Origin of the sequence: Leptospira congkakensis, from assembly GCF_004770265.1 — a bacterium.
Taxonomy (GTDB): domain Bacteria; phylum Spirochaetota; class Leptospiria; order Leptospirales; family Leptospiraceae; genus Leptospira_A; species Leptospira_A congkakensis.
The window spans coordinates 172432-191164 of record NZ_RQGQ01000011.1 but is presented as its reverse complement, the minus strand read 5'-3'; the positions used below and the strand labels follow the sequence as shown (position 1 = coordinate 191164).

Sequence of the window (18733 nt, the reverse complement as noted above, 5' to 3'; positions counted from 1 at the left end):
TTCTGGGCCGAAAGGAGAACCAATGAAAATTGGAATTTTAGGTGGCACGGGCCTCATTGGTAAATCTTTTATTGAAACAGCAGTCCGTTTGGGGCATCGTTTCCGAGTTTTTTCTAGAAAAACTTCTCTCCCTCCTGAACTATCCTCTTATCCAGAAATCGAATTTGTTTCTTGTATCCTTCCGCAATCCGCAGATTTAGAAGGATTGGACGTCATCATCAATTTAGTGGGAGAACCAATAGCGGGCGTTAGATGGACAGACGAACGTAAAAAACTGATCGAAACATCTCGTATTGATTTTACTAGAGGACTTGTTGCTCGTGTTCGAGATTTGAAGTCTCCTCCAAAAGTTTTTGTGAACGCAAGCGCAGTTGGTTATTATGGAATGTCTGAGGAAATTCACGCTCCTTATTCAGAAGCCAAGGAACCAGCGGATGACTTTCTTGCCAAACTCTGTGTGGAATGGGAAAACCAAACCCTACCATTAAAAAACGTGGGCATTCGGACTTTGTTACTTAGAACTGGAATCATTCTATCTCCTAAAGGAGGTGCTCTGGAAAAAATGATCCCACCTTTTTTACTGGGAGTTGGTGGTTCGATTGCTTCGGGAAAACAAGGGATGAGTTGGATTCATATAATGGATTTTATTTCTGCAATGTTACACTTAATGCAGTTAGAATCAGAAACAGGTGCCTATAATTTAGTATCTCCAGAACCAGTGAGTAACGAAGAATTTTCAAGAGTACTCGCAAAAACATTACATCGCCCTAATTTTTTTAAGGTTCCATCTTTCGTTATACAGGCGCTTTATGGAGAGGGATCGGTTGTCATCACCAAAGGACAGTATGTTTTTCCCGAACGTTTGCTTTCTACCGGTTATGAGTTTCAGTTTCAAAATTTAGAGAAGGCAATCTCAAATCTTTTAGAAAAACAGTGATTTCTTCTTTTCAAAAGACAAGAAGGGTGAGAGACTGGAGTCATCCTTATCTTGGAGTAAGAAATGAACTCAAAAAAAGTCTTAGTCTCTCTCTTCGCACTCTCTTTCGCATTTGCGATGGTAGCTTGTGGCGATTCCAAACCAAAAGAAGAAACACCTGCAGCGGTTGAATCTAGTGCAAGCGCTGATCCTGAACTTGCTAAAGGAGAAGAACTCTATCTACAAAACTGTTCTTCTTGCCATGGTGAGAAAGGTGCTGGTGACGGAGCTGCAGCTGCTGCCCTCAATCCAAAACCAAGAAACTATAAATCTCCAGCTTCTGAATGGAAAAACGGAAATACTGCTGCTGGTGTAACTAAAACATTGAAAGAAGGAATCAAAGGATCTCCAATGGTTGCTTACGGACATTTAGGTGACGATAACATCCGCATCCTTGCAAAATACGTAGAACATCTTTCTAAAAACTAATCATTCTCTTTTTCGGTTCCACCTACAGGCTGGAGCCGAACACTTACCTTTATGAACCAAATCATTAAAAAAGCTGATCGCCCCACCTGTGATTGTGGGACCACTCGTGATGATGAAAATGCACGAAAAGTTGTGAAGTATTCCACTTGGGGAATGATTGCCATGGGTCTTGTCGGGATATCAGCTACACCCACTGATGTGTACTATGTTTGTCGGAAATGCAAACAACCTTTTGGTCGTTTGACGAAAGAAGAAAGAAAATCGAAATCCTAATTTTTGTTGACCCGCGTTCTCGGTGGATTTCCCTGGAAGCTAATGATGGAAGAGTTTAAGATTCGATTGGGATTTGAAAATGGGGGAAACCTCCCTGTGATTCATATTTCTGGCGAAATCACATCCGAAGCAGAAGAAGAGATTGTTGAATCTTACGAATCCATCCCTCAGGACAAACGTAACCGCGTGATTTTGAATTTTTCAGAAACTTCTTATATCAATTCTGCGGGAATTGCCACTCTCATTAGCCTCATTACAAAATCTTCTGAGAACCAAGGCAAAATCGAGTTTGCGGGACTCAATACCCACTTCCGTAAAGTCATGGACATCGTCGGTCTTACTGATTTTGTCCTCATCCACGATTCTCTCAATTCTGCACTCACCCAAGTCTAAATTATTCTAGATTCCTAACTTCCCTTCCGTAAGATAGGAGGTAGAGAGGTCTTTTCATGAGTGAAGTGGAATTCCACGTCAAGGGCAAAACATATAAATTACCGGTCATTGTTGGTACCGATGGAAAAGAAGGAATCGACCTAACCGATTTTTATAGAAAAACCGGCCTGGTAACAGTGGACCAAGGTTTATTCAATACAGCACTTGGATTATCTAAAGTGTCTAGACGTGATCCCGAAAAAGGTGAGTTAACTTATCGTGGTTACGACTTAAAAGAACTAGCTTATCAATCCACTTTTGTGGAAACTTCGTTTTTATTAATTTATGGAAATCTTCCCACCAAGCAAGAGTTAAACGACTTCTCTGGTCGACTTTCAAAACACTCTATGATCCATGAAGACATGTTAAATCTTTTTGACGGTTTTCCTGGGGTTGCCAATCCGTTGGCAGTATTATCTGTAATGGTTACTTCACTATCTAGTTATTATTTAGAAGAATACGAAGAAAAATTAGATATGGGTGTAGATTTAATTGCAAGGTTACTTGCAAAAATTCGCACAATCGCTGCTTTCACTTACAAACATGCAGTAGGGCATCCTTTTGTGTATCCATTGGATAAAAATCCATACTGCACCAACTTTCTTTATATGATGCATAAAATGCCTGCGGACAATTATACGGTTCCAGAAGAGTTTGATCGTATTTTAAATCAAATGTGGATCTTACATGCGGATCACGAACAAAATGTATCCAACACCGCTGTCCAAGTGGTTGGATCTACCCAAGCCAATTTGTTTGCTTCTATCTCTGCAGGGATTATGGCGCAGTGGGGAGCTCGTGAAGGTGGACGTCCTACTGCTGCGATTGGTCTTATTGAAGACATCATCAAAACAAAAACACCTGTTAAGGATTATTTCGAAAGGTTCAAACGTGGTGGCTTAAACATTCAAACCAATGGTTTTGGACAAAAGGCATATGATGTGGTGAGTCCTCGTGCACAAGTGGCTCGTGAAATCATTCGTGAGTTCTACAAAGGCAGAAAATTATCTGCTGTGGAAGATATCGCTCTTCAAATAGACGAAGTGGTATGGAACGATTCCTACTTTATGGAGAACCTTCTTTATCCAAATTTAGAATATTACTCAGGACTCGTATTTCACACATTGGGAATCCCTAAAAATATGTTCTCTGTCATGCAAGTGATCGGCAGACTTCCAGGTTGGCTTGCCCATTGGAGAGAACAAAGAATGAAGGGAGACTTCTCAAAAGTTCGTCCAAAACAGATATATGTGGGTGAAAACCAAAGAAAGTACATCCCTGTTCAGAACCGTCTATAGGTCTGTTAAACTCTCTTTTCCAATGAATTTCCGTTTGTTCGGAATTGTTTGGTGTTTGGCACTTGTTTCGTGTGTTCCGAAAGAAGTGCCTCCAAAAGTGGAGAAGGGGGTTCTGTCGGCCGAGTCGTATTTAAGAGACCAAACAAAAACAATTGAACTTGTGGGAGAGTGGGAATACTATCCTGGTCTTTTGATTTCTCCTACTGAACTAACCTCTTTAGAAACAATCAGAGAACCTAATTTTTTCAAGGTACCAGGCGTTTGGTCGGACTCTTTCATCAATCGCGGATTTCTCGCTGGAGATGGGTATGCCACTTTTACTGTCGAAATCCTCCATGGGCAAAAAGGAATTCCACTTTCTTTAAAGGTTCCTGAAATGGAAACCGCCTATAACTTGTTTGTTGATGGTGTTCGGCTAACATCTAATGGTATTGTTTCTGCCTCCTACCAAACGGGAAAACCAGAATATAGACCAAGAATAGTAGATTTTTTTCCAAAAGAGAATCAAACTTCAATCGTATTACAAATTTCTAATTACCACCACAGGAAGGGTGGACCTGCCCAAGTAATTACAATCGGAAACACTTCCGAAATTCACCACCAATATGAATCTGCTATTTTGCGAGATATGTTACTCGTCGGAAGCATTCTGTTTATGGGTATTTATCATGTGTTTTTATATTGGAATCGTAAAAAAGACCCATTTACTTTTTGGTTTGCTCTGACCTGTGTTTTGGTTGCCTTACGTGTGTTTATCACCGGTAACAAATATTTGGTACAAATTTTTCCAAACTTACCTTGGGAATTACATTTAAAACTCAGTTACCTGAGTTTCTTTTTAATAATACCAATATTTTCAAAGTATGTTTACCTACTTTTTAAACCTTATTTTTCGCGTTTATTTTATGAATTAATAAGATATTTTGGTTTTGCATTTTGTTTTATCGTTTTAGTGACTCGTTCATCGTTTTACACGTATTTGATGGTGCCTTTTCAGATTTTTACACTGATTGGTGTCATTTACACTTTTTTTGTGATTATTAGGGCTATCCGCGATTCCTCCCCAGGTTCCATACTTTTTTTAGTTAGTTTTACCATCTTTATTGCTAGTTTTATCAATGATGTTTTGGTCAATAACCTGGTCATTTATGGACCTTTAACAATTCATTTTGGAATTTTCACAATGTTTTTAGTACAGTCAGTGTACATTGCTCGGAACTTTTCAAAAGGATTTGTGGAAGCAGAGAACTTGGCGATTGAACTCTCCGACAAAAACAAAACCTTACAAAAAGTACAAAACCAACTTACTGATTTGAATGAACGTTTGGAAACGCGGGTAAAAGACAAAACTGAAGAACTACAGGGCAAGTTGGATCAAATCGGAAAGGATATGAAACTCGCAAAGTCTATCATCCAAAATGTAACCAAACTTCCTGAACTGGAACCCAATCTCAAAGTTGATATTTTATACAAACCGATTGCTGAGGTTGGTGGGGATATCTATTTCATCAAACGAATCCAAGATTTTTACTATCGATTCTTTTTGGGTGATGCTACTGGTCATGGTTTACAAGCTGCACTTTATTCAATGATGATCCAGTCAGAGTTTGAACGTGTTTCTGCTGTGGCTATGCGTCCGAATGATTTATTGTTTTATATGAACCAACATTTTTATGATAAAAATGCTGACTTACAAATTTATTTTCCCGCACTTGTGCTCGATTTTGATTTTCACCAAGGTATTTTTCGTTATGCGGGAGGTGGTGTTCAGAATCAAATCCATATGAAAAAAGATGGAACCACTACTATGCTTGAAAACACAGGCCCCATTATTGGAATTTTAGAACACTATCGGTATGGAATTTTTGAATCAAAAGTGGAGTCGGGCGACAGGCTTTTTTTGTTTACAGATGGACTATTTGAAGAGTTAAACGAATCGGATGGGGTGCAAGCCTGGGGAGATTTGTTAGAAGTAATCAAAAATACCGTAAAGTTACCGTTTGAAGAAGTTGTTCCTTCTATCAAAACGATGTTATTTCAAAGGATGAATAAATCTTATTGGAAGGATGACTCCACTCTGATTTGTATCGAGATCACCTAACAAAAATTTACGTTAGGTGATCTGCTTAATTCATTTAGAGTTTTTTATTTTTAATCACTGAGTTTGGTTTATTTTACCAATCTCCAGAAGATCCACCACCGCCGGAGTCTCCGCCACCGCCAGACCAACTGTCACTGGATGAGGAGGACCAGGAGTCACTGCTAGACCAACCTCCACCATCATAGTATCCTCCAGAACCACCACCACCTTTTCCAAGACCGAAAATCTTTTTTAGAAATATGACTAAAAAGAAAAGGATGATCGCAACAACGAGTGCGAAAACACTCCCAAACATAGTCACTAACAGCGGGTAGAGAAAGAGAATCCCGATGATAGTGACTACTAAACCACCAAAACCAGCTACAAACAGGGAGAAAAACGTTGCGAATCCACCAATAATTCCTGTTGATGCTTCATCCAAATCATCATTCCCTGTGGTATCCACATCATCTTCTGATGGTGCGTATTCTCCACGAATGGCGGCCATGATTGCATTCACCCCGGCAGTGACCCCTCCATCCATATCTTTCGTTTTGAAACTGGGTGTAATTTCATTCCGAATGATTTGTTTTGCCTGGATGTCTGTGAGAGCTCCTTCTAGGCCACGACCCACTTCAATTCGCAACTTTCTTTCGTTAGGTGCAATGAGTAAAAGAATTCCATTGTTTTTGGATTTTTGTCCTAACTTCCATTCATCAAAAATCTGAATGGCAACATCTTCTATGACTTCATCATGAAGGCTTGGTGTTGTGTACACTGCAATTTGATTGGAAGTTTCCGCTTCAAATTGTTTGAGACTTGCTTCTAATTGATTTTTTGTAGCTTCTGATAATATTCCCGCATGATCCATGACTCGTCTTTCCAGTTTGGGAACAGGAAAGGATTGAATCCCTGTAAAAGTAGAAATCAAAAGAAAAACAAAAAACCATTTGTTTGTTGAACTTAGAATTGATTTTAATTTTGAATTTATCATTTTTTGATGGGTATTCATTACATCAATTTCCCACCGTCACGGATTTCATTGGAGATTTCATTTTTGTCGTCTTTTTCTCTTTGGATATTGTATTTTTTAAGTAAATCCCCACAAAAAAGAATACTAGAAACAATCCCGTCTTTTTTCTGATTCGACTTCATCCCTTCAACAATCAAACGAACTGCTTCATTCCATTCTGACTTTGGTACTATCCTTGCGATTTCTTTATCAGGCAAAACGCGGACAAAATGTTCGTATAGAGAAATATAAATTAAAATTCCTGTTCTACTTTTGGTTCTAAAAACTTCTTCATCCAAAAAAGCTTCTTTAGCTCGCAGTTCGACAAAGTATTGTTTGGCGCTTCGTGAAACTAAGTTGATTCTAAATTTTGGAAAAAAAGAAGTGATGAAGAGCCCGATCACGGCTCCAGTCCAGACAGAGAGAATGGCAAATAAAGTTTCCTTTCCCCAAAGGTTTCCATACAAACTCTGAGTTGTGTAGAAGGCTGCACCAAATACCCCACCCATAAGAAAGGCTCCAAACCATATCCATTCTTTATAGTGGTGCGAAGATTCAGCAAAAAAGGGAACAATTTCAGCAGAAGTTTTGGACTCTGCAACGCCAACTGCCGATTTGATTTCATCCAAATCAGATTTAGAGAAATAACGTGAAAGTATGCTCATGGGCAGAAGAAAAACAGGAATTTTAGTTCAAATCAATCAAAAAACCTGAATTTTGGAATCAATGACTATGACCAAACTCACTAAAAATAAGTGGAAGATACTAAAAAAGAAAAAACGTTTGGCTATGGTTTTGTCCTTAGAACGTTTTAATCGGTAGGCAAAAACTAAAATTAAAATCGTAAGGAAGATGGCCGAACCCAAAAACAAAAATCCCATTCGGTCATCGATAAAATAAAATCCGATCACAGATAGGGAATAAGCAATTGCATATAAAAAGATTTGATTCACTGTTTTTTCAATTCCGGATACGACAGGCATCATCGGAATCCCAGCAAATTCATAATCATCTTTTAAAAAGATCGCAAGAGCCCAAAAATGTGCCGGTGTCCAAAGAAAGATCATGAGAAACATCACCCAAGCTTGGAGAGGGAGTGCATTTGCCATGGCTGCATATCCAATCAAGGGCCCAATACATCCAGAAATCCCACCAATCACAATGTTTTGTTCTGTTCTTGGTTTTAGCCAAATCGTATATAAAAATACATAGAGAAGTAAAGCTGATAGGGCACAAACGGCCGTTAGAAGGTTAATATAATATGTTAAAATGAAAAAAGCTATAATCGCAACAATCACTCCCAAGGAAAGTGCAAAGATCGGAGAAATTTCACCCGATGGAATCGGTCTTTGTTTTGTACGATACATTACCGCATCTCTTTCCCTTTCAATGTATTGGTTGAGAATGAAAGAGGCGGAACTCATCAGGTAAGTTCCAAAAAGAGTGATCGAAATTTGAAGTAGGCTAGGATAACCCGTAGTTCCTAGATACATTCCAGGAAGAACAGTTGCCAGTACAAGTACAGTTACCCTAGGTTTTGTCAGCTGGTTCCACAATCGGAACATTATAAAACCTCTTTATCCTCTGAACGGAACTGATAAAAAGCTGCAATAAAACAAAACATAAACACGAGCACACCATTTAACGTGTGTAATCCTGTGATTAGTTTAGGAAGTTGGTATAATACATTCATAGCACCGAGTAGGATTTGAAAAGAAATCAAATAAGCCGCTATTTTCAGTGATTTTTTGACATGATTGTTTTTTAAGTAAAGGATTCCGTATGCAGATAAGGATAAAACAGAGAAGGCAGCCAAATACCCAAACAATCTATGTTCCATTTGAAAACGAATGGTGCCCTTCATTTCTGGAAACCATTCTCCGTAACAAGTAGGAAAATCCGGGCAAGCAAGGCCTGCGTAGTGAGAACTCACCTTCCCACCAAGAAATAGTTGGTATAAAACTACTAGGAGTACAAAAACAAAAAAATATTTACCAGGCCTATCCCACTGAAATTGAGAATTGGGACCTTCTGGAAGAAGCAATCTCACCGTAAGGCATGCAGATAATAGAAGGACTGCGTTGAGTAAGTGCAGGTTAACTGTTGTTGGGTGAAGAAGTTTTGTAACTGTCAATCCACCAAGGATTACTTGAGAAATAAGAAAAATCAGAGACAGTGTTGCTGGGATTCCTAACTTTTTTCTTGTGTCCTTGTTTCGTAGAATCCAAACAAATCCAATTCCAACAAGGATACCTAAAACACCAGAATAGTATCTATGACCCACTTCCATAAAAATTTGGAATGTAAATTCTGGTACAAATTTCCCGTGGCACAAGGGCCAGTCAGGACATGCCAATCCAGAATCTGTTGCTCTTACGAGTGGTCCGTAGAGGAGATTGATGAGAATTAATGCGGAAAGGATGGTGTAAAAACGTTTGAGTGTCATACGTCTATCTGTTTCCTCCAGGTTTTGTGATCTGAGTTTGGGGAAAATAAAATTAATCTTGCATCTTTTAAAAATTGTTGGATAAAAAGAGCAGTTTTTCGTATAGACTATAACAGGTAAAATTATGCAAAACACAGACCTTTACAATAAGAGTGGTTACTGGACTTTCCTCATCACACTTGCACTCAACATTCTTTTCTTCGGATATATTTCCTTTGTTCACCCGGGCACTCCGGAAAACCCAGGAATGGAATCCAAAAGCGTTCAGTCCAAATAGGGTAACCACCAAAACTTCGTGAACATCAGATTTTCTTTTTTCCTTTGTTTGCTTTTTGGAACTGGCGTTTTATATGCGTATGACCCACATTCCAATCTAACTCGGGACAACAAACTCCCGAAAGAACTAGAAAACATTGGGTTTTCTGATGTCACAGGAAAGTCTCTGAACCTCGACATTCCTTTCCGCGATGAGTCTGGAAAAACCGTTAAGTTTTCCGATTTTCTAGCGAAAGGGAAACCAGTCCTTCTTTCTCCCGTTTATTTCAAATGTCCCACCCTTTGTAATTTCCACCTAAATGGAGTGTTCCAAGGTTTGAAGGCCCTCGATTGGACTCTCGGAAAAGAATACCAATACATTGCGGTATCCATTGACCCGAAAGAAAACGAATCGGTTGCCTTTCCGAAAAAGGGAGCCTATTTGAAAGAATATGGACGAGTAGGTGCCGAATCCGGCCTCCATCTCCTTACCGGAACTCAAGAATCCATCGATGCTCTGACCAAACAATTGGACTTTCGATATGCTTGGGACGCGGAAGCAAAACAATACATCCACGCAAGTGGGGTCTACGTTTTGACTCCCGAGGGGAAGGTTTCGCGAATCTTCCAAGGAATCCAATTGGAACCAAGGGATTTGAAATTTGCCTTTCTTGAGGCATCTTCTGGTAAGATTGGGAGTTTTGTAGACAAGTTTGCTTTATTTTGCTTTCAATTTGATCCGAGAAAAAATAAATATACGATATACGCATACAGGATGATGCAATTCGGGGGGGCGGTCACCTTACTCCTTCTCGGTGCGTTTTTATACATAAACTGGCGAAAAATAACAAATAACAACCGTCAAGGAGTCACATAGATGTCTTGGAGCAGTCTCATTCCAGCGACCTCGTTCATGCCTATCCAGGCAACTGAAATCGCAAAAGAAGTCGATCTTCTCTACGCGTTTCTGATCATTTCCAGCCTTGTTTCGTTTGTCATCTTGATTGGTGGAATGACATGGTTCCTCATCAAGTTCAAACGTACAAGTTTAGACCAGAAATCCGCATACATTACTCACAATAATTTTGCAGAATTTCTTTGGTCGTTCATCCCTCTCATCATCATGATGGGGATTTTCTACTGGGGTATGGTTATTTTTGAAAAACTTAGAACCCCTCCAGAAGACATAGCTGCTGAAATTCATGTCACTGCAGAGCAGTGGGCGTGGACTTATCGTTATGCGAATGGAAAAGAATTTTATAGCTCTGCAAACGATCCTATGATTGTTCCTGCAGGAAAAGCTACAAAACTCATTCTCACTTCAAAAGATGTAATCCATAGTTTTTATGTTCCTGCTTTCCGAACCAAACAAGATGCGGTTCCTGGAAAACTCACACAACTTTGGTTCGAACCAAAACAACCTGGAGAATACATAGTATTCTGTACAGAATATTGCGGAACCAAACACTCTGGTATGATGATTAAAATCAAAGCGATTCCTTCTGAGGAATATGCGGCTTGGTATCATGCTGAGAAAAAAGGTGCTGATAGCCCAGCCGATCTTGGAAAAACTCTTTTTGCTCAAAAGGCTTGTGCATCTTGCCACTCCATTGACGGATCAAGAATTGTTGGACCTACGATGAAGGGACTTTTTGGTTCTGGTAGAAAGTTTGCTGATGGAAGCCAATCCAAAGCAGATGAAAACTACCTTCGTGAATCCATCCTTGTTTCTTCTGCAAAGATCGTGGAAGGATACCCACCAGCAATGCCGGTATTCCAAGGTCAATTGTCAGATGAAGACGTTGTCAACCTAATTGAATATATCAAATCCATTAAATAAGGAAGAGAGATGAGTTCAGCACATACAAAAACCGAACATGGTCACGCAGACCATAATTATCTGAACCACGGATCCGGAATCTGGTCTTGGATGACCACTCTGGACCACAAACGCATTGGTCTTATGTACTTTGCAACAGTAGCTACCCTTTTCTTAATTGGTGGTTTCTTTGCTTTAGGAATTCGTTTGCACTTAGCAAAATTTGGCGCAGAGCCACTTTTGGATCCAGACACTTATAACAAGTTTATGACCTTCCATGGTGCCATTATGGTATTTATGGTGATCATTCCTGGAATTCCCGCTTTCCTTGGAAACTTTGTCCTTCCTATCCAATTGGGTGCGAAAGACGTTGCTTTCCCAAGACTGAACCTTGCATCTTACTACATCTTCATCGCAGGGGCTCTCATTGCAGCTTCCTCTATGATTTTTAACCAAGTAGATACAGGTTGGACATTCTATACTCCTTACTCTACAGCAAAGACTTCCAATGGGGTGATTTTGCTTGTTTTGGGTGCCTTTACAATGGGTTTTTCTTCCATCCTTACGGGACTAAACTTCATCGTTACCACTCATAAACTCAGAGCACCTGGGATGACAATGGATCGAATCCCTCTTATGATTTGGGCTTTGTATTCCACTTCTATCATTCAGATCCTTGCAACACCAATCCTTGCGATCACTCTCCTTCTCATTGGAGCAGAGAAGACTCTTGGAGTGGGAATCTTTGATCCAGACTTAGGTGGAGACCCAGTTCTTTTCCAACACTTCTTCTGGTTCTATTCTCACCCTGCGGTTTATATCATGATCCTTCCGGCGATGGGAGTGATCTCTGAACTCATCACTGCGTTCTCCAAAAAAACAATTTTTGGTTACCGTGCGATTGCTTATTCTTCAGTAGCGATTGCAGCAGTATCCTTCCTTGTTTGGGGACACCATATGTTTGTATCCGGTCAGTCTACACTTGCTGGTATCATCTTCTCCATCATCACTATGTTTGTTGGGGTTCCAACAGCAATCAAACTCTTCAACTGGATTTCCACTATGTATCGCGGAACAGTAACCTTCGAAGCTCCAATGCTCTTCGCTCTTGGTTTTATGTTCCTCTTTACCATCGGTGGATTGACAGGGGTATTCCTTGCATCAACTGGTATGGACGTTCACTTCCATGACACTTACTTTGTGGTAGCTCACTTCCACTACGTAATGGTAGGGGGAACGCTTATGGCACTTATGGGCGGTATCTACTACTGGTTCCCAAAAATGTTTGGAAGAATGACTTCTGACCTCGGTGGAAGAATTTCTTGGGTTCTTATCTTTACTGGATTTAACGTTACTTTCTTCCCACAATTCGTACTCGGTGCAATGGGAATGCCAAGACGTTACTTTGATTACCTTCCTGAATACACAAACCTCAACCAAATCTCTACTGTAGGATCTTGGCTGATTGGTCTTGGATTTTTGGTAGGTCTCATCACTATCATTCATGGAATTTTTAAAGGCGAAAAGGCTTCTGACAACCCTTGGGGTGCAAAAACACTCGAATGGCAAACGTCTTCTCCTCCTCCACACGAAAACTTTACAACTACTCCAACAGTAACTGCAGGGCCATATGACTTCCGTTAGTTCTTCAAGTGAATTTCAACACCAACACCATTTTAAGAGTGCAGAACACCAATATGCCTCTTCCAAACAAGGAATCTGGTTATTCCTTTGCACAGAAATCCTTATGTTCGGTGGCCTATTCGTAGGTTACCTAATTTACCATTCTCTTTACCCAACCGTTTTCAAAAATGGTTCGGAAACATTAGATTGGAAAATGGGAGCGGTGAACACCGTTGTGCTTCTCGTCAGTTCCTTTACGATGGCTGCGGCGATTAACTACGTTCAACGTGGATTACACAAAATCGCAGCGATTATGTTAGCTTTAACGATTGCTTGTGCTGGTGCCTTCATGGTGATCAAATACTTCGAATATAGCCACAAGTTCCATGTAGGAACTGTTCCCGGCAAATTTTCGTTAGTTGATCCTTCTTGTGGTGCGGGTGGAAAAAGAGCTGAGTGTGAATCTAAGATTTCTGCTCTTCTTAAAAACCCTGCTGAACTTGAAAAAAACCATGTGAGCGCAGAAGAAGTTTCTCGTTTGAAAGCAGTGATTTCTCAACCAAAATGGGAAATGTTCTACGGTTTTTACTTTGTCATGACTGGTCTTCACGGGGTACACGTGGTAGCTGGTGCTCTCCTTATCTTCTGGATTTTCATTAAAACTCTAAGAAGAAAAGTTGGACCTGAATACTACACTCCTGTAGAAGGTGTGGGTCTTTTCTGGCACGTTGTGGACTTGGTATGGATTTACCTCTTCCCACTTCTTTATTTAGTAGGATAAAAGGTATTATCGAATGGAATACGTAATCAATTACGGACTTTACTTCATCGCCCTCGTTGCAGTTTTCACTCCAATTCTTGGATTTGGAATCTTTGCACCAGGGATTGCAAAGGCTACTATTGTAGGATTCATCATCAATTGGTTTGGTCAGTTTTTCCAAACAGATCGTTATGCGAAGTTTACAGAAGAAAACAAAGACAACAAATTATTGAAATTTGTTTTAGGTGATGAAGATCACAAAGAAGACCATGCTTCTGCTTCTATGTGGGTAGAAGATGGTGAAGAGGAAGAAGAACACCACGAACACCATGTGATTTCTATCAAAACTTATGTGTATGTTCTTTTGGCGCTTTTCTTCGGAACTTTTGTAACCGTTTGGGTAGCACAATACGATTTAGGAAAGTGGAACATGATTGTAGCCATGGCAGTTGCAACTTGTAAGGCTTTCTTCGTTTTGGCTTATTTCATGCACTTAAAGTATGATAATATGCTAAACCGTGTGATTTTCCTTTCTGCATTTGTCTTTTTGGCATTGTTGTTTGCGTTCTCGTTTGGTGATATCATCTCTCGAATCGCGCCTACAGCTCAGTTCTAGGTAGAGTCTTTCTTTTAAAAAAAATAGACAAAACCGTTTTAAAGAAGCCCGCCCTCGCGCGGGCTTTTTCGTCTAATGAAGAATCGTGTATCAGTATTTCAAAACGATTCTTTCTAAATTTTTAGACCTAACCCCTGAAAGGAAAATATATAACCAGGATTATATTGCCGAATTAGATAGGCATACTCGAATCATCCAGATTCCTGGTAGTATCATTGGTGTTTTTGGTATGTTAGGGTTTGCATTTGATACAGATGCCAAACTACACCCTGAATTTCCTGAATTATTCTATTTCCGCATTGGATACAGTCTTCTTTGTTTTTCCTATATTGTTTTTATTATCTACAATCATTTTAAAAACAAGTTTTCCTCCTGGGAAGGTCTTACCTGGGCCTATCTAACATACGCCTACCTTTTGTTTACCGCTGCTTATTATACGGGTCGAATTGCCGATGATGCTCCCTATGTTTCTGGGTATCAGATGCTCGTGATGATCCTTCCTTTTTTACCACTCCCTAGAAAAACTTTATTCATTTATTATCCTATATCCATTCTGATTTTTTTCATTTCTGTTTATGTGTATAAACCAGATCTTTCTACCGCTGCATCAGCATATTCGATGCAAAACTTAGCGATCAGTTACGTTCTTGGAATTTTCAGCGGCCTCATTATGGAAAGATATCGTTTTCATTCTTTTTTAAACCACAAACGAATCATTAAAAAGAACGAAGAAATTACAAAAACTGTCGATGAAATTCAAACTTTAAAGTCTCAGCAGGACGGTGATTATTTTTTAACCTCGCTTTTACTCGAACCATTACTTGGGCATGAAACAGATGGAAATGCAGTAAGTATTGAAACTGTGGTCAATCAATACAAAAAGTTTTATTTTAGAAACAAAGAATACCAGTTAGGTGGTGATTATGTTTCTGTATTTAACTTAATTCTCCAAGGAAAACGTTACAAAGCATTCATCAATGGAGATGCCATGGGTAAATCGATCCAGGGAGCAGGGGGAGCCATTGTCCTCGGAGCTGTTTATAACTCAATTATCATTCGCTCTAAGATGGATCCAGTTTCTTCTAATCGGTCGCCAGAACGTTGGTTGCATGATTGTTTTTTGGATTTACAAAAGGTTTTTGAAACTTTCGACGGAGCCATGTTGGTATCTGCCGTAGTAGGTTTGTTGGAAGAATCTACGGGAACTTTGTATTTTATTAATTTAGAACACCCTTGGGTAATTTTGTATCGTGATGGAAAAGCAAGATTTATCGAAGATGAAATTCATTATTATAAATTAGGTGTAATGGAAGTTCCAACCAATCGATTCATCTCAGTTTTCCAGTTACAAAAAGGAGATAAAATTATTTGTGGATCAGACGGAAAAGATGATTTAGTAATCTCTGAATCGGGCAGGTATCGGGAAATCAATGAGAATCAAAATTTAATTTTAAATTGTCTGGAAGAATCAAAAGGAGATGTAAAAAATGTGATCTCCATTTTAAAAACAAGAGGAAAGTTCTCAGATGATTTAAGTTTGATATCAATGGAGTATAACTTAGGGTCATTTTCTAAACCTGGAGTCTACTGGGAGGAAGCTAAAAAGTTTATTAAACTAAAACAATATAGCAAATCTTTGGATATACTTTTATCCTATAATTCAGCCTTAGAAATTTCCATTAAAGAATTAAAATACATCACTAGATTGTATGAAAAAGAGGGAATACTGCTTAAGGCAATGGAATATGCGAGTTTGGCATTGGAGACTTTCCCATCTGATACAAGATGGATGTTCCATACCTCAGTTTTATACAAACGTCTCTATTCTATTTACAAATCAAAATCTTTTTTAGAAGAATCGCAAGAATTGGGTGAAAGGGTGAGGTTGCGACAACCAGCAAATATTGGGAATTTGATTCATTTAGCGGATGTTTGTCGTTTGAGCGGAGATAAGGATCGGGCTAATTATTTAGTGGGTTTGATTAAAAAAATGTCCCCGGAACATCCTAGACTAAAAGAAATTATTTCTGTGATTTAGAATCGCTAACTGACCCAACGGACTTTTTTTGGTAAACTAAGTGTTTTCTTGGGTTATGTGGACTTAAGATTTCTTTTTGTATTCTCCAGGTGCAAGTCCTGTCGATTTTTTGAATTCCGCATTGAATACCGATTTCGAACCGAATCCTGTTGCAAATGCGATGGCAATCACCGATAACTCCGGTTTGGTTTTTAGAAGTTCTTTGGCCTCTTTGATTCGATAGGAATTCAAATAGGATCGGAAACTCATTCCTAATTGCGAATTAATTAGTTCCGATGTCTGCTGTAGGTTCAGTCCGATGGCAAGAGATGTTTTTTCTAAATCCAAAGTTTCATCTAAATATGGTTTTGTTTCTGACATCCATTTCTCTAGTCGAATCACAAATTCGTTTGTATTGACCGAATCTAGTTTGGATTTCGTATAACGTGTGTCTTTGGAATTGTTTATGGAGAGAAGTCTTTGTAAGATTTCATTTCTTTCCCCATCCAAATCTTTGTATTTTTGAAGCAGGTTGAATAATAAAAAAAACAAATCGATCGGAAATATGAATATGGATCCATATATGACCGGCAGAGAATAAGGAATGATTCCTAAGTAATAAAAAATAGAAATGTATCCGGAACAAAGATAACTCCCCCAACAGAGGAGAAAGAATTTGATTTTTTTCTCTCCCATTAAGTAGACCCGAATCCCGGCAGAGAGGATGATGGGAACCGATATCAAATAAATGAGGTTGATGATTTTCGAAAAGATCCTATTTGTTTCGGTGAAAAGGATACTGAAAGAGGATATGAGTCCAACGAGTGCCAGTAGGGTTAAAATGCGATCAACCCAAGGAGTTTTTTGTTTTGTGTTTAAAAATATTCTTACAAACTGAAAAGAGGCAGCAATTCCCAAAGCCAAAAAAAATAAATTGGATCTACTTTGCCACCAAGTTGCACTCGGCCAAAAAGTATGGAAGGAATTTCCAAATTGAGTGTTGAACCACAAAGTCGTTGTTAGTATATAGACTCCATAGTAAAAAAATTCATAAAGCCGAAATGCAAAGAGATAAAACAGGCTGATAAGAAACATAACGGCACAAAATCCAAGAATTAAGTAGATCACTCCGGTTTCTAAAATAATCTTTTTATGAAAGGCATTCTCATCCATAGAGAAAATAGGAAAAGAGATGAGGGACACAGATTGAAGTCGTAAGTAAATATAGTTATGTTTTGTTAGTTTGAGCCTTGGGATTTGAAAACTAGGATCCAATGCTTCCGGAACAGCCCAAGTGGATTTAGGATAAGCGTCTCCCGTTTGAAAAGATTGGTAGGACGTTTCGTCCGGTAAAAAAAGAATCGCGTTGTCTAATGCCTTCCATTCTAAAGAGAGGATTTTATCTGGTAAAAAAGCGGGGTCACTAGCTTTAGCCCGGAGCCAGATGATGTCTTTTGTAAAATGAAAAGAGAGAGAATCCCCTTTTATGTTTTGCCAAGATGTTTGTTTCTCTACATCTTCCAAGGACATCTGCCCTTGGGGATCACGGAAGGATTCAAATCGATTCGTAATGTTAGTTCTGCTGTGTTTCTCTTCGGAACAGGATAGACCAGCCGTCAAGATCCATATAAAAAACAAAAATCGAACCCATTTCATTTTGAATCAGTTTTAGATTTTTTTGACAGCTTACAAGTTTAATTCTAAAAAAGAGTCCTGAAATATAGTTTCGGACGACCAGTTATTTTTTTAGGATATTCTAGATGTTTCTATGGAGAGTTGTTTCCTAATCATCCAACAAATTCGATTATTTGCATTTGCATTCTGTTTATGTTCCTATTGTCTGCCGAACTCTTTTAATAATACAGGAGATTACGAAAGCAAATCATTCGCTGAAACTGAAATTTTAAAATGCTTTTTAGAAGGGCGTTGTGGTCCTAACGGCGTTACTTCTACAAATGGTTTCCAAATCCCGCCCACACTTGTCTCCGGTCTTTATGCATGGTATCCTCTGGATGGTGATATCAATGATAAGAGTGGAAGTGCTCATCATGGATATTTCCCTGGTGGAATTTGGCCTGCCACTACAGGTCCTTCGTATTCTCTCAGTCGTTCCCATCTGCCAAACGGTACTGCATCCTTCAACGGGACGGATCAGTACTTTGGTAGTGACTTTACTCCTCTTTGCAACGAGGACTTTGCCATTGCTTTATGGATTTTTCCAAATAATGCGACGAACAATCAAATTATAGGTTTCCAACAAGCTATTGGTTACAATCCAGGGCCCAGACTTTTATTAGATGCAACAGGTCATTTCGAGTTTTCTGCATTTTTTTCCTTTTGGGGTAATTCCAGTGTTACGGTAGGGACATCTTCAACGGTTTTAACCGCAAACGTATGGACTCATATCACTTACGTTCACAATGGAGCCACGCAGCAGGGAACAATTTGGGTCAATGGAGTGGGTGTGGGTGTTACCTCTGATCTTATCCCCTCAGGTGATCTTCCGTATGTCACTGGATGCATTACGGGCAGTTCACCGCTTCCTTGGTGGACCGGAACACCACTAAACATTGGTTATGGTTTTGCTAACCCTCGTTTTTATTCAGGAAGGATGGATGATATTTGGTTTTTCAAAGGACGTCAGCTGAGTGCAAGTGACATCTCCACTTTGATGAGTCTTCCTTAGGCTTATCAGTG

18 protein-coding genes are annotated in these 18733 nt (G+C 39.2%); 13 read left to right on the top strand and 5 right to left on the bottom strand.

What is annotated here, in order from left to right:
• The first annotated feature begins 22 nt into the window (after positions 1 to 22).
• From EHQ70_RS08170 to EHQ70_RS08145, 6 genes are all read left to right on the top strand, one after another.
• The gene (locus EHQ70_RS08170; RefSeq protein ID WP_135585284.1) at positions 23 to 937 is read left to right on the top strand and encodes a TIGR01777 family oxidoreductase; all 915 of its coding nucleotides are present in this window, start codon (positions 23 to 25) and stop codon (positions 935 to 937) included.
• A gap of 63 nt (positions 938 to 1000) precedes the next feature.
• A complete protein-coding gene (locus EHQ70_RS08165; RefSeq protein ID WP_135585283.1) occupies positions 1001 to 1405 on the top strand; it encodes a c-type cytochrome in 405 nt (134 codons plus the stop codon).
• Positions 1406 to 1456: 51 nt separating this feature from the next.
• A complete protein-coding gene (locus EHQ70_RS08160; RefSeq protein ID WP_135585281.1) occupies positions 1457 to 1678 on the top strand; it encodes a hypothetical protein in 222 nt (73 codons plus the stop codon).
• Positions 1679 to 1720: 42 nt separating this feature from the next.
• A complete protein-coding gene (locus tag EHQ70_RS08155; RefSeq protein WP_135585279.1) occupies positions 1721 to 2071 on the top strand; it encodes an STAS domain-containing protein in 351 nt (116 codons plus the stop codon).
• Between the two features lie 56 nt (positions 2072 to 2127).
• Positions 2128 to 3408 carry a citrate/2-methylcitrate synthase gene (locus EHQ70_RS08150; RefSeq protein ID WP_135585277.1) on the top strand — a complete coding sequence of 427 codons (1281 nt, stop codon included), beginning with the start codon at positions 2128 to 2130 and terminating at the stop codon, positions 3406 to 3408.
• Between the two features lie 22 nt (positions 3409 to 3430).
• Complete coding sequence (locus tag EHQ70_RS08145) at positions 3431 to 5509, top strand: SpoIIE family protein phosphatase (RefSeq protein WP_135585275.1); 2079 nt, start codon at positions 3431 to 3433, stop codon at positions 5507 to 5509.
• Positions 5510 to 5582: 73 nt separating this feature from the next.
• On the opposite strand, the gene EHQ70_RS08140 is transcribed toward EHQ70_RS08145, so the two are convergent.
• From EHQ70_RS08140 to EHQ70_RS08125, 4 genes are read right to left on the bottom strand one after another with little or no spacing between them, the layout of a single operon-like run.
• On the bottom strand, positions 5583 to 6500 hold the full coding sequence (locus EHQ70_RS08140; RefSeq protein ID WP_135585273.1) for a TPM domain-containing protein: 918 nt from the start codon (positions 6498 to 6500) through the stop codon (positions 5583 to 5585).
• Positions 6500 to 7165, bottom strand: a complete 666-nt coding sequence (locus tag EHQ70_RS08135; RefSeq protein ID WP_135585271.1) for a TPM domain-containing protein — start codon at positions 7163 to 7165, stop codon at positions 6500 to 6502. The genes EHQ70_RS08140 and EHQ70_RS08135 overlap by 1 nt, the downstream gene beginning before the upstream one ends.
• A 36-nt stretch (positions 7166 to 7201) precedes the next feature.
• Positions 7202 to 8065, bottom strand: a complete 864-nt coding sequence (locus EHQ70_RS08130; RefSeq protein WP_135585270.1) for a heme o synthase — start codon at positions 8063 to 8065, stop codon at positions 7202 to 7204.
• Positions 8065 to 8946, bottom strand: a complete 882-nt coding sequence (locus tag EHQ70_RS08125; protein ID WP_135585268.1) for a COX15/CtaA family protein — start codon at positions 8944 to 8946, stop codon at positions 8065 to 8067. Before EHQ70_RS08125 ends, EHQ70_RS08130 begins: the two co-directional genes overlap by 1 nt.
• A 295-nt stretch (positions 8947 to 9241) precedes the next feature.
• Here EHQ70_RS08125 and EHQ70_RS08120 point away from each other — a divergent pair, with 295 nt between their 5' ends.
• The 6 genes from EHQ70_RS08120 (at position 9242) to EHQ70_RS08095 (ending at position 16057) form a co-directional block, all read left to right on the top strand.
• The gene (locus EHQ70_RS08120; RefSeq protein ID WP_135585266.1) at positions 9242 to 10078 is read left to right on the top strand and encodes an SCO family protein; all 837 of its coding nucleotides are present in this window, start codon (positions 9242 to 9244) and stop codon (positions 10076 to 10078) included.
• Positions 10079 to 11041: a cytochrome c oxidase subunit II gene (gene coxB, locus EHQ70_RS08115; protein WP_135585264.1), complete on the top strand. Its 963-nt coding sequence runs from the start codon at positions 10079 to 10081 to the stop codon at positions 11039 to 11041.
• Between the two features lie 9 nt (positions 11042 to 11050).
• Complete coding sequence (gene ctaD / locus EHQ70_RS08110) at positions 11051 to 12664, top strand: cytochrome c oxidase subunit I (protein WP_135585262.1); 1614 nt, start codon at positions 11051 to 11053, stop codon at positions 12662 to 12664.
• Positions 12651 to 13424, top strand: coding sequence for a cytochrome c oxidase subunit 3 family protein (locus EHQ70_RS08105; protein WP_135585260.1), 774 nt, complete (start codon positions 12651 to 12653; stop codon positions 13422 to 13424). Before ctaD ends, EHQ70_RS08105 begins: the two co-directional genes overlap by 14 nt.
• A gap of 13 nt (positions 13425 to 13437) precedes the next feature.
• On the top strand, positions 13438 to 14019 hold the full coding sequence (locus tag EHQ70_RS08100; RefSeq protein ID WP_135585258.1) for a cytochrome C oxidase subunit IV family protein: 582 nt from the start codon (positions 13438 to 13440) through the stop codon (positions 14017 to 14019).
• Between the two features lie 85 nt (positions 14020 to 14104).
• Complete coding sequence (locus EHQ70_RS08095) at positions 14105 to 16057, top strand: PP2C family protein-serine/threonine phosphatase (RefSeq protein ID WP_135585256.1); 1953 nt, start codon at positions 14105 to 14107, stop codon at positions 16055 to 16057.
• A gap of 63 nt (positions 16058 to 16120) precedes the next feature.
• Here EHQ70_RS08095 and EHQ70_RS08090 read toward each other — a convergent pair whose 3' ends face one another.
• Positions 16121 to 17692: a 7TM diverse intracellular signaling domain-containing protein gene (locus EHQ70_RS08090; RefSeq protein WP_135585254.1), complete on the bottom strand. Its 1572-nt coding sequence runs from the start codon at positions 17690 to 17692 to the stop codon at positions 16121 to 16123.
• Between the two features lie 112 nt (positions 17693 to 17804).
• On the opposite strand from EHQ70_RS08090, the gene EHQ70_RS08085 reads away from it, so the two are divergent.
• Positions 17805 to 18722, top strand: a complete 918-nt coding sequence (locus tag EHQ70_RS08085) for a LamG domain-containing protein (protein ID WP_135585252.1) — start codon at positions 17805 to 17807, stop codon at positions 18720 to 18722.
• Positions 18723 to 18733: the final 11 nt, after the last annotated feature.

Excerpts from the sequence above, each read along its gene's own strand:
- EHQ70_RS08165 (WP_135585283.1), top strand. The coding sequence starts at position 1,001 with ATGAACTCAAAAAAAGTCTTAGTCTCTCTCTTCGCACTCTCTTTCGCA.
- EHQ70_RS08090 (WP_135585254.1), bottom strand. The coding sequence starts at position 17,692 with ATGAAATGGGTTCGATTTTTGTTTTTTATATGGATCTTGACGGCTGGT.
- EHQ70_RS08105 (WP_135585260.1), top strand. The coding sequence starts at position 12,651 with ATGACTTCCGTTAGTTCTTCAAGTGAATTTCAACACCAACACCATTTT.
- EHQ70_RS08125 (WP_135585268.1), bottom strand. The coding sequence starts at position 8,946 with ATGACACTCAAACGTTTTTACACCATCCTTTCCGCATTAATTCTCATC.
- EHQ70_RS08085 (WP_135585252.1), top strand. The coding sequence starts at position 17,805 with ATGGAGAGTTGTTTCCTAATCATCCAACAAATTCGATTATTTGCATTT.
- EHQ70_RS08130 (WP_135585270.1), bottom strand. The coding sequence starts at position 8,065 with ATGTTCCGATTGTGGAACCAGCTGACAAAACCTAGGGTAACTGTACTT.
- EHQ70_RS08100 (WP_135585258.1), top strand. The coding sequence starts at position 13,438 with ATGGAATACGTAATCAATTACGGACTTTACTTCATCGCCCTCGTTGCA.
- EHQ70_RS08155 (WP_135585279.1), top strand. The coding sequence starts at position 1,721 with ATGATGGAAGAGTTTAAGATTCGATTGGGATTTGAAAATGGGGGAAAC.
- EHQ70_RS08135 (WP_135585271.1), bottom strand. The coding sequence starts at position 7,165 with ATGAGCATACTTTCACGTTATTTCTCTAAATCTGATTTGGATGAAATC.
- EHQ70_RS08160 (WP_135585281.1), top strand. The coding sequence starts at position 1,457 with ATGAACCAAATCATTAAAAAAGCTGATCGCCCCACCTGTGATTGTGGG.
- EHQ70_RS08170 (WP_135585284.1), top strand. The coding sequence starts at position 23 with ATGAAAATTGGAATTTTAGGTGGCACGGGCCTCATTGGTAAATCTTTT.
- EHQ70_RS08145 (WP_135585275.1), top strand. The coding sequence starts at position 3,431 with ATGAATTTCCGTTTGTTCGGAATTGTTTGGTGTTTGGCACTTGTTTCG.
- ctaD (WP_135585262.1), top strand. The coding sequence starts at position 11,051 with ATGAGTTCAGCACATACAAAAACCGAACATGGTCACGCAGACCATAAT.
- EHQ70_RS08150 (WP_135585277.1), top strand. The coding sequence starts at position 2,128 with ATGAGTGAAGTGGAATTCCACGTCAAGGGCAAAACATATAAATTACCG.
- EHQ70_RS08140 (WP_135585273.1), bottom strand. The coding sequence starts at position 6,500 with ATGAATACCCATCAAAAAATGATAAATTCAAAATTAAAATCAATTCTA.
- coxB (WP_135585264.1), top strand. The coding sequence starts at position 10,079 with ATGTCTTGGAGCAGTCTCATTCCAGCGACCTCGTTCATGCCTATCCAG.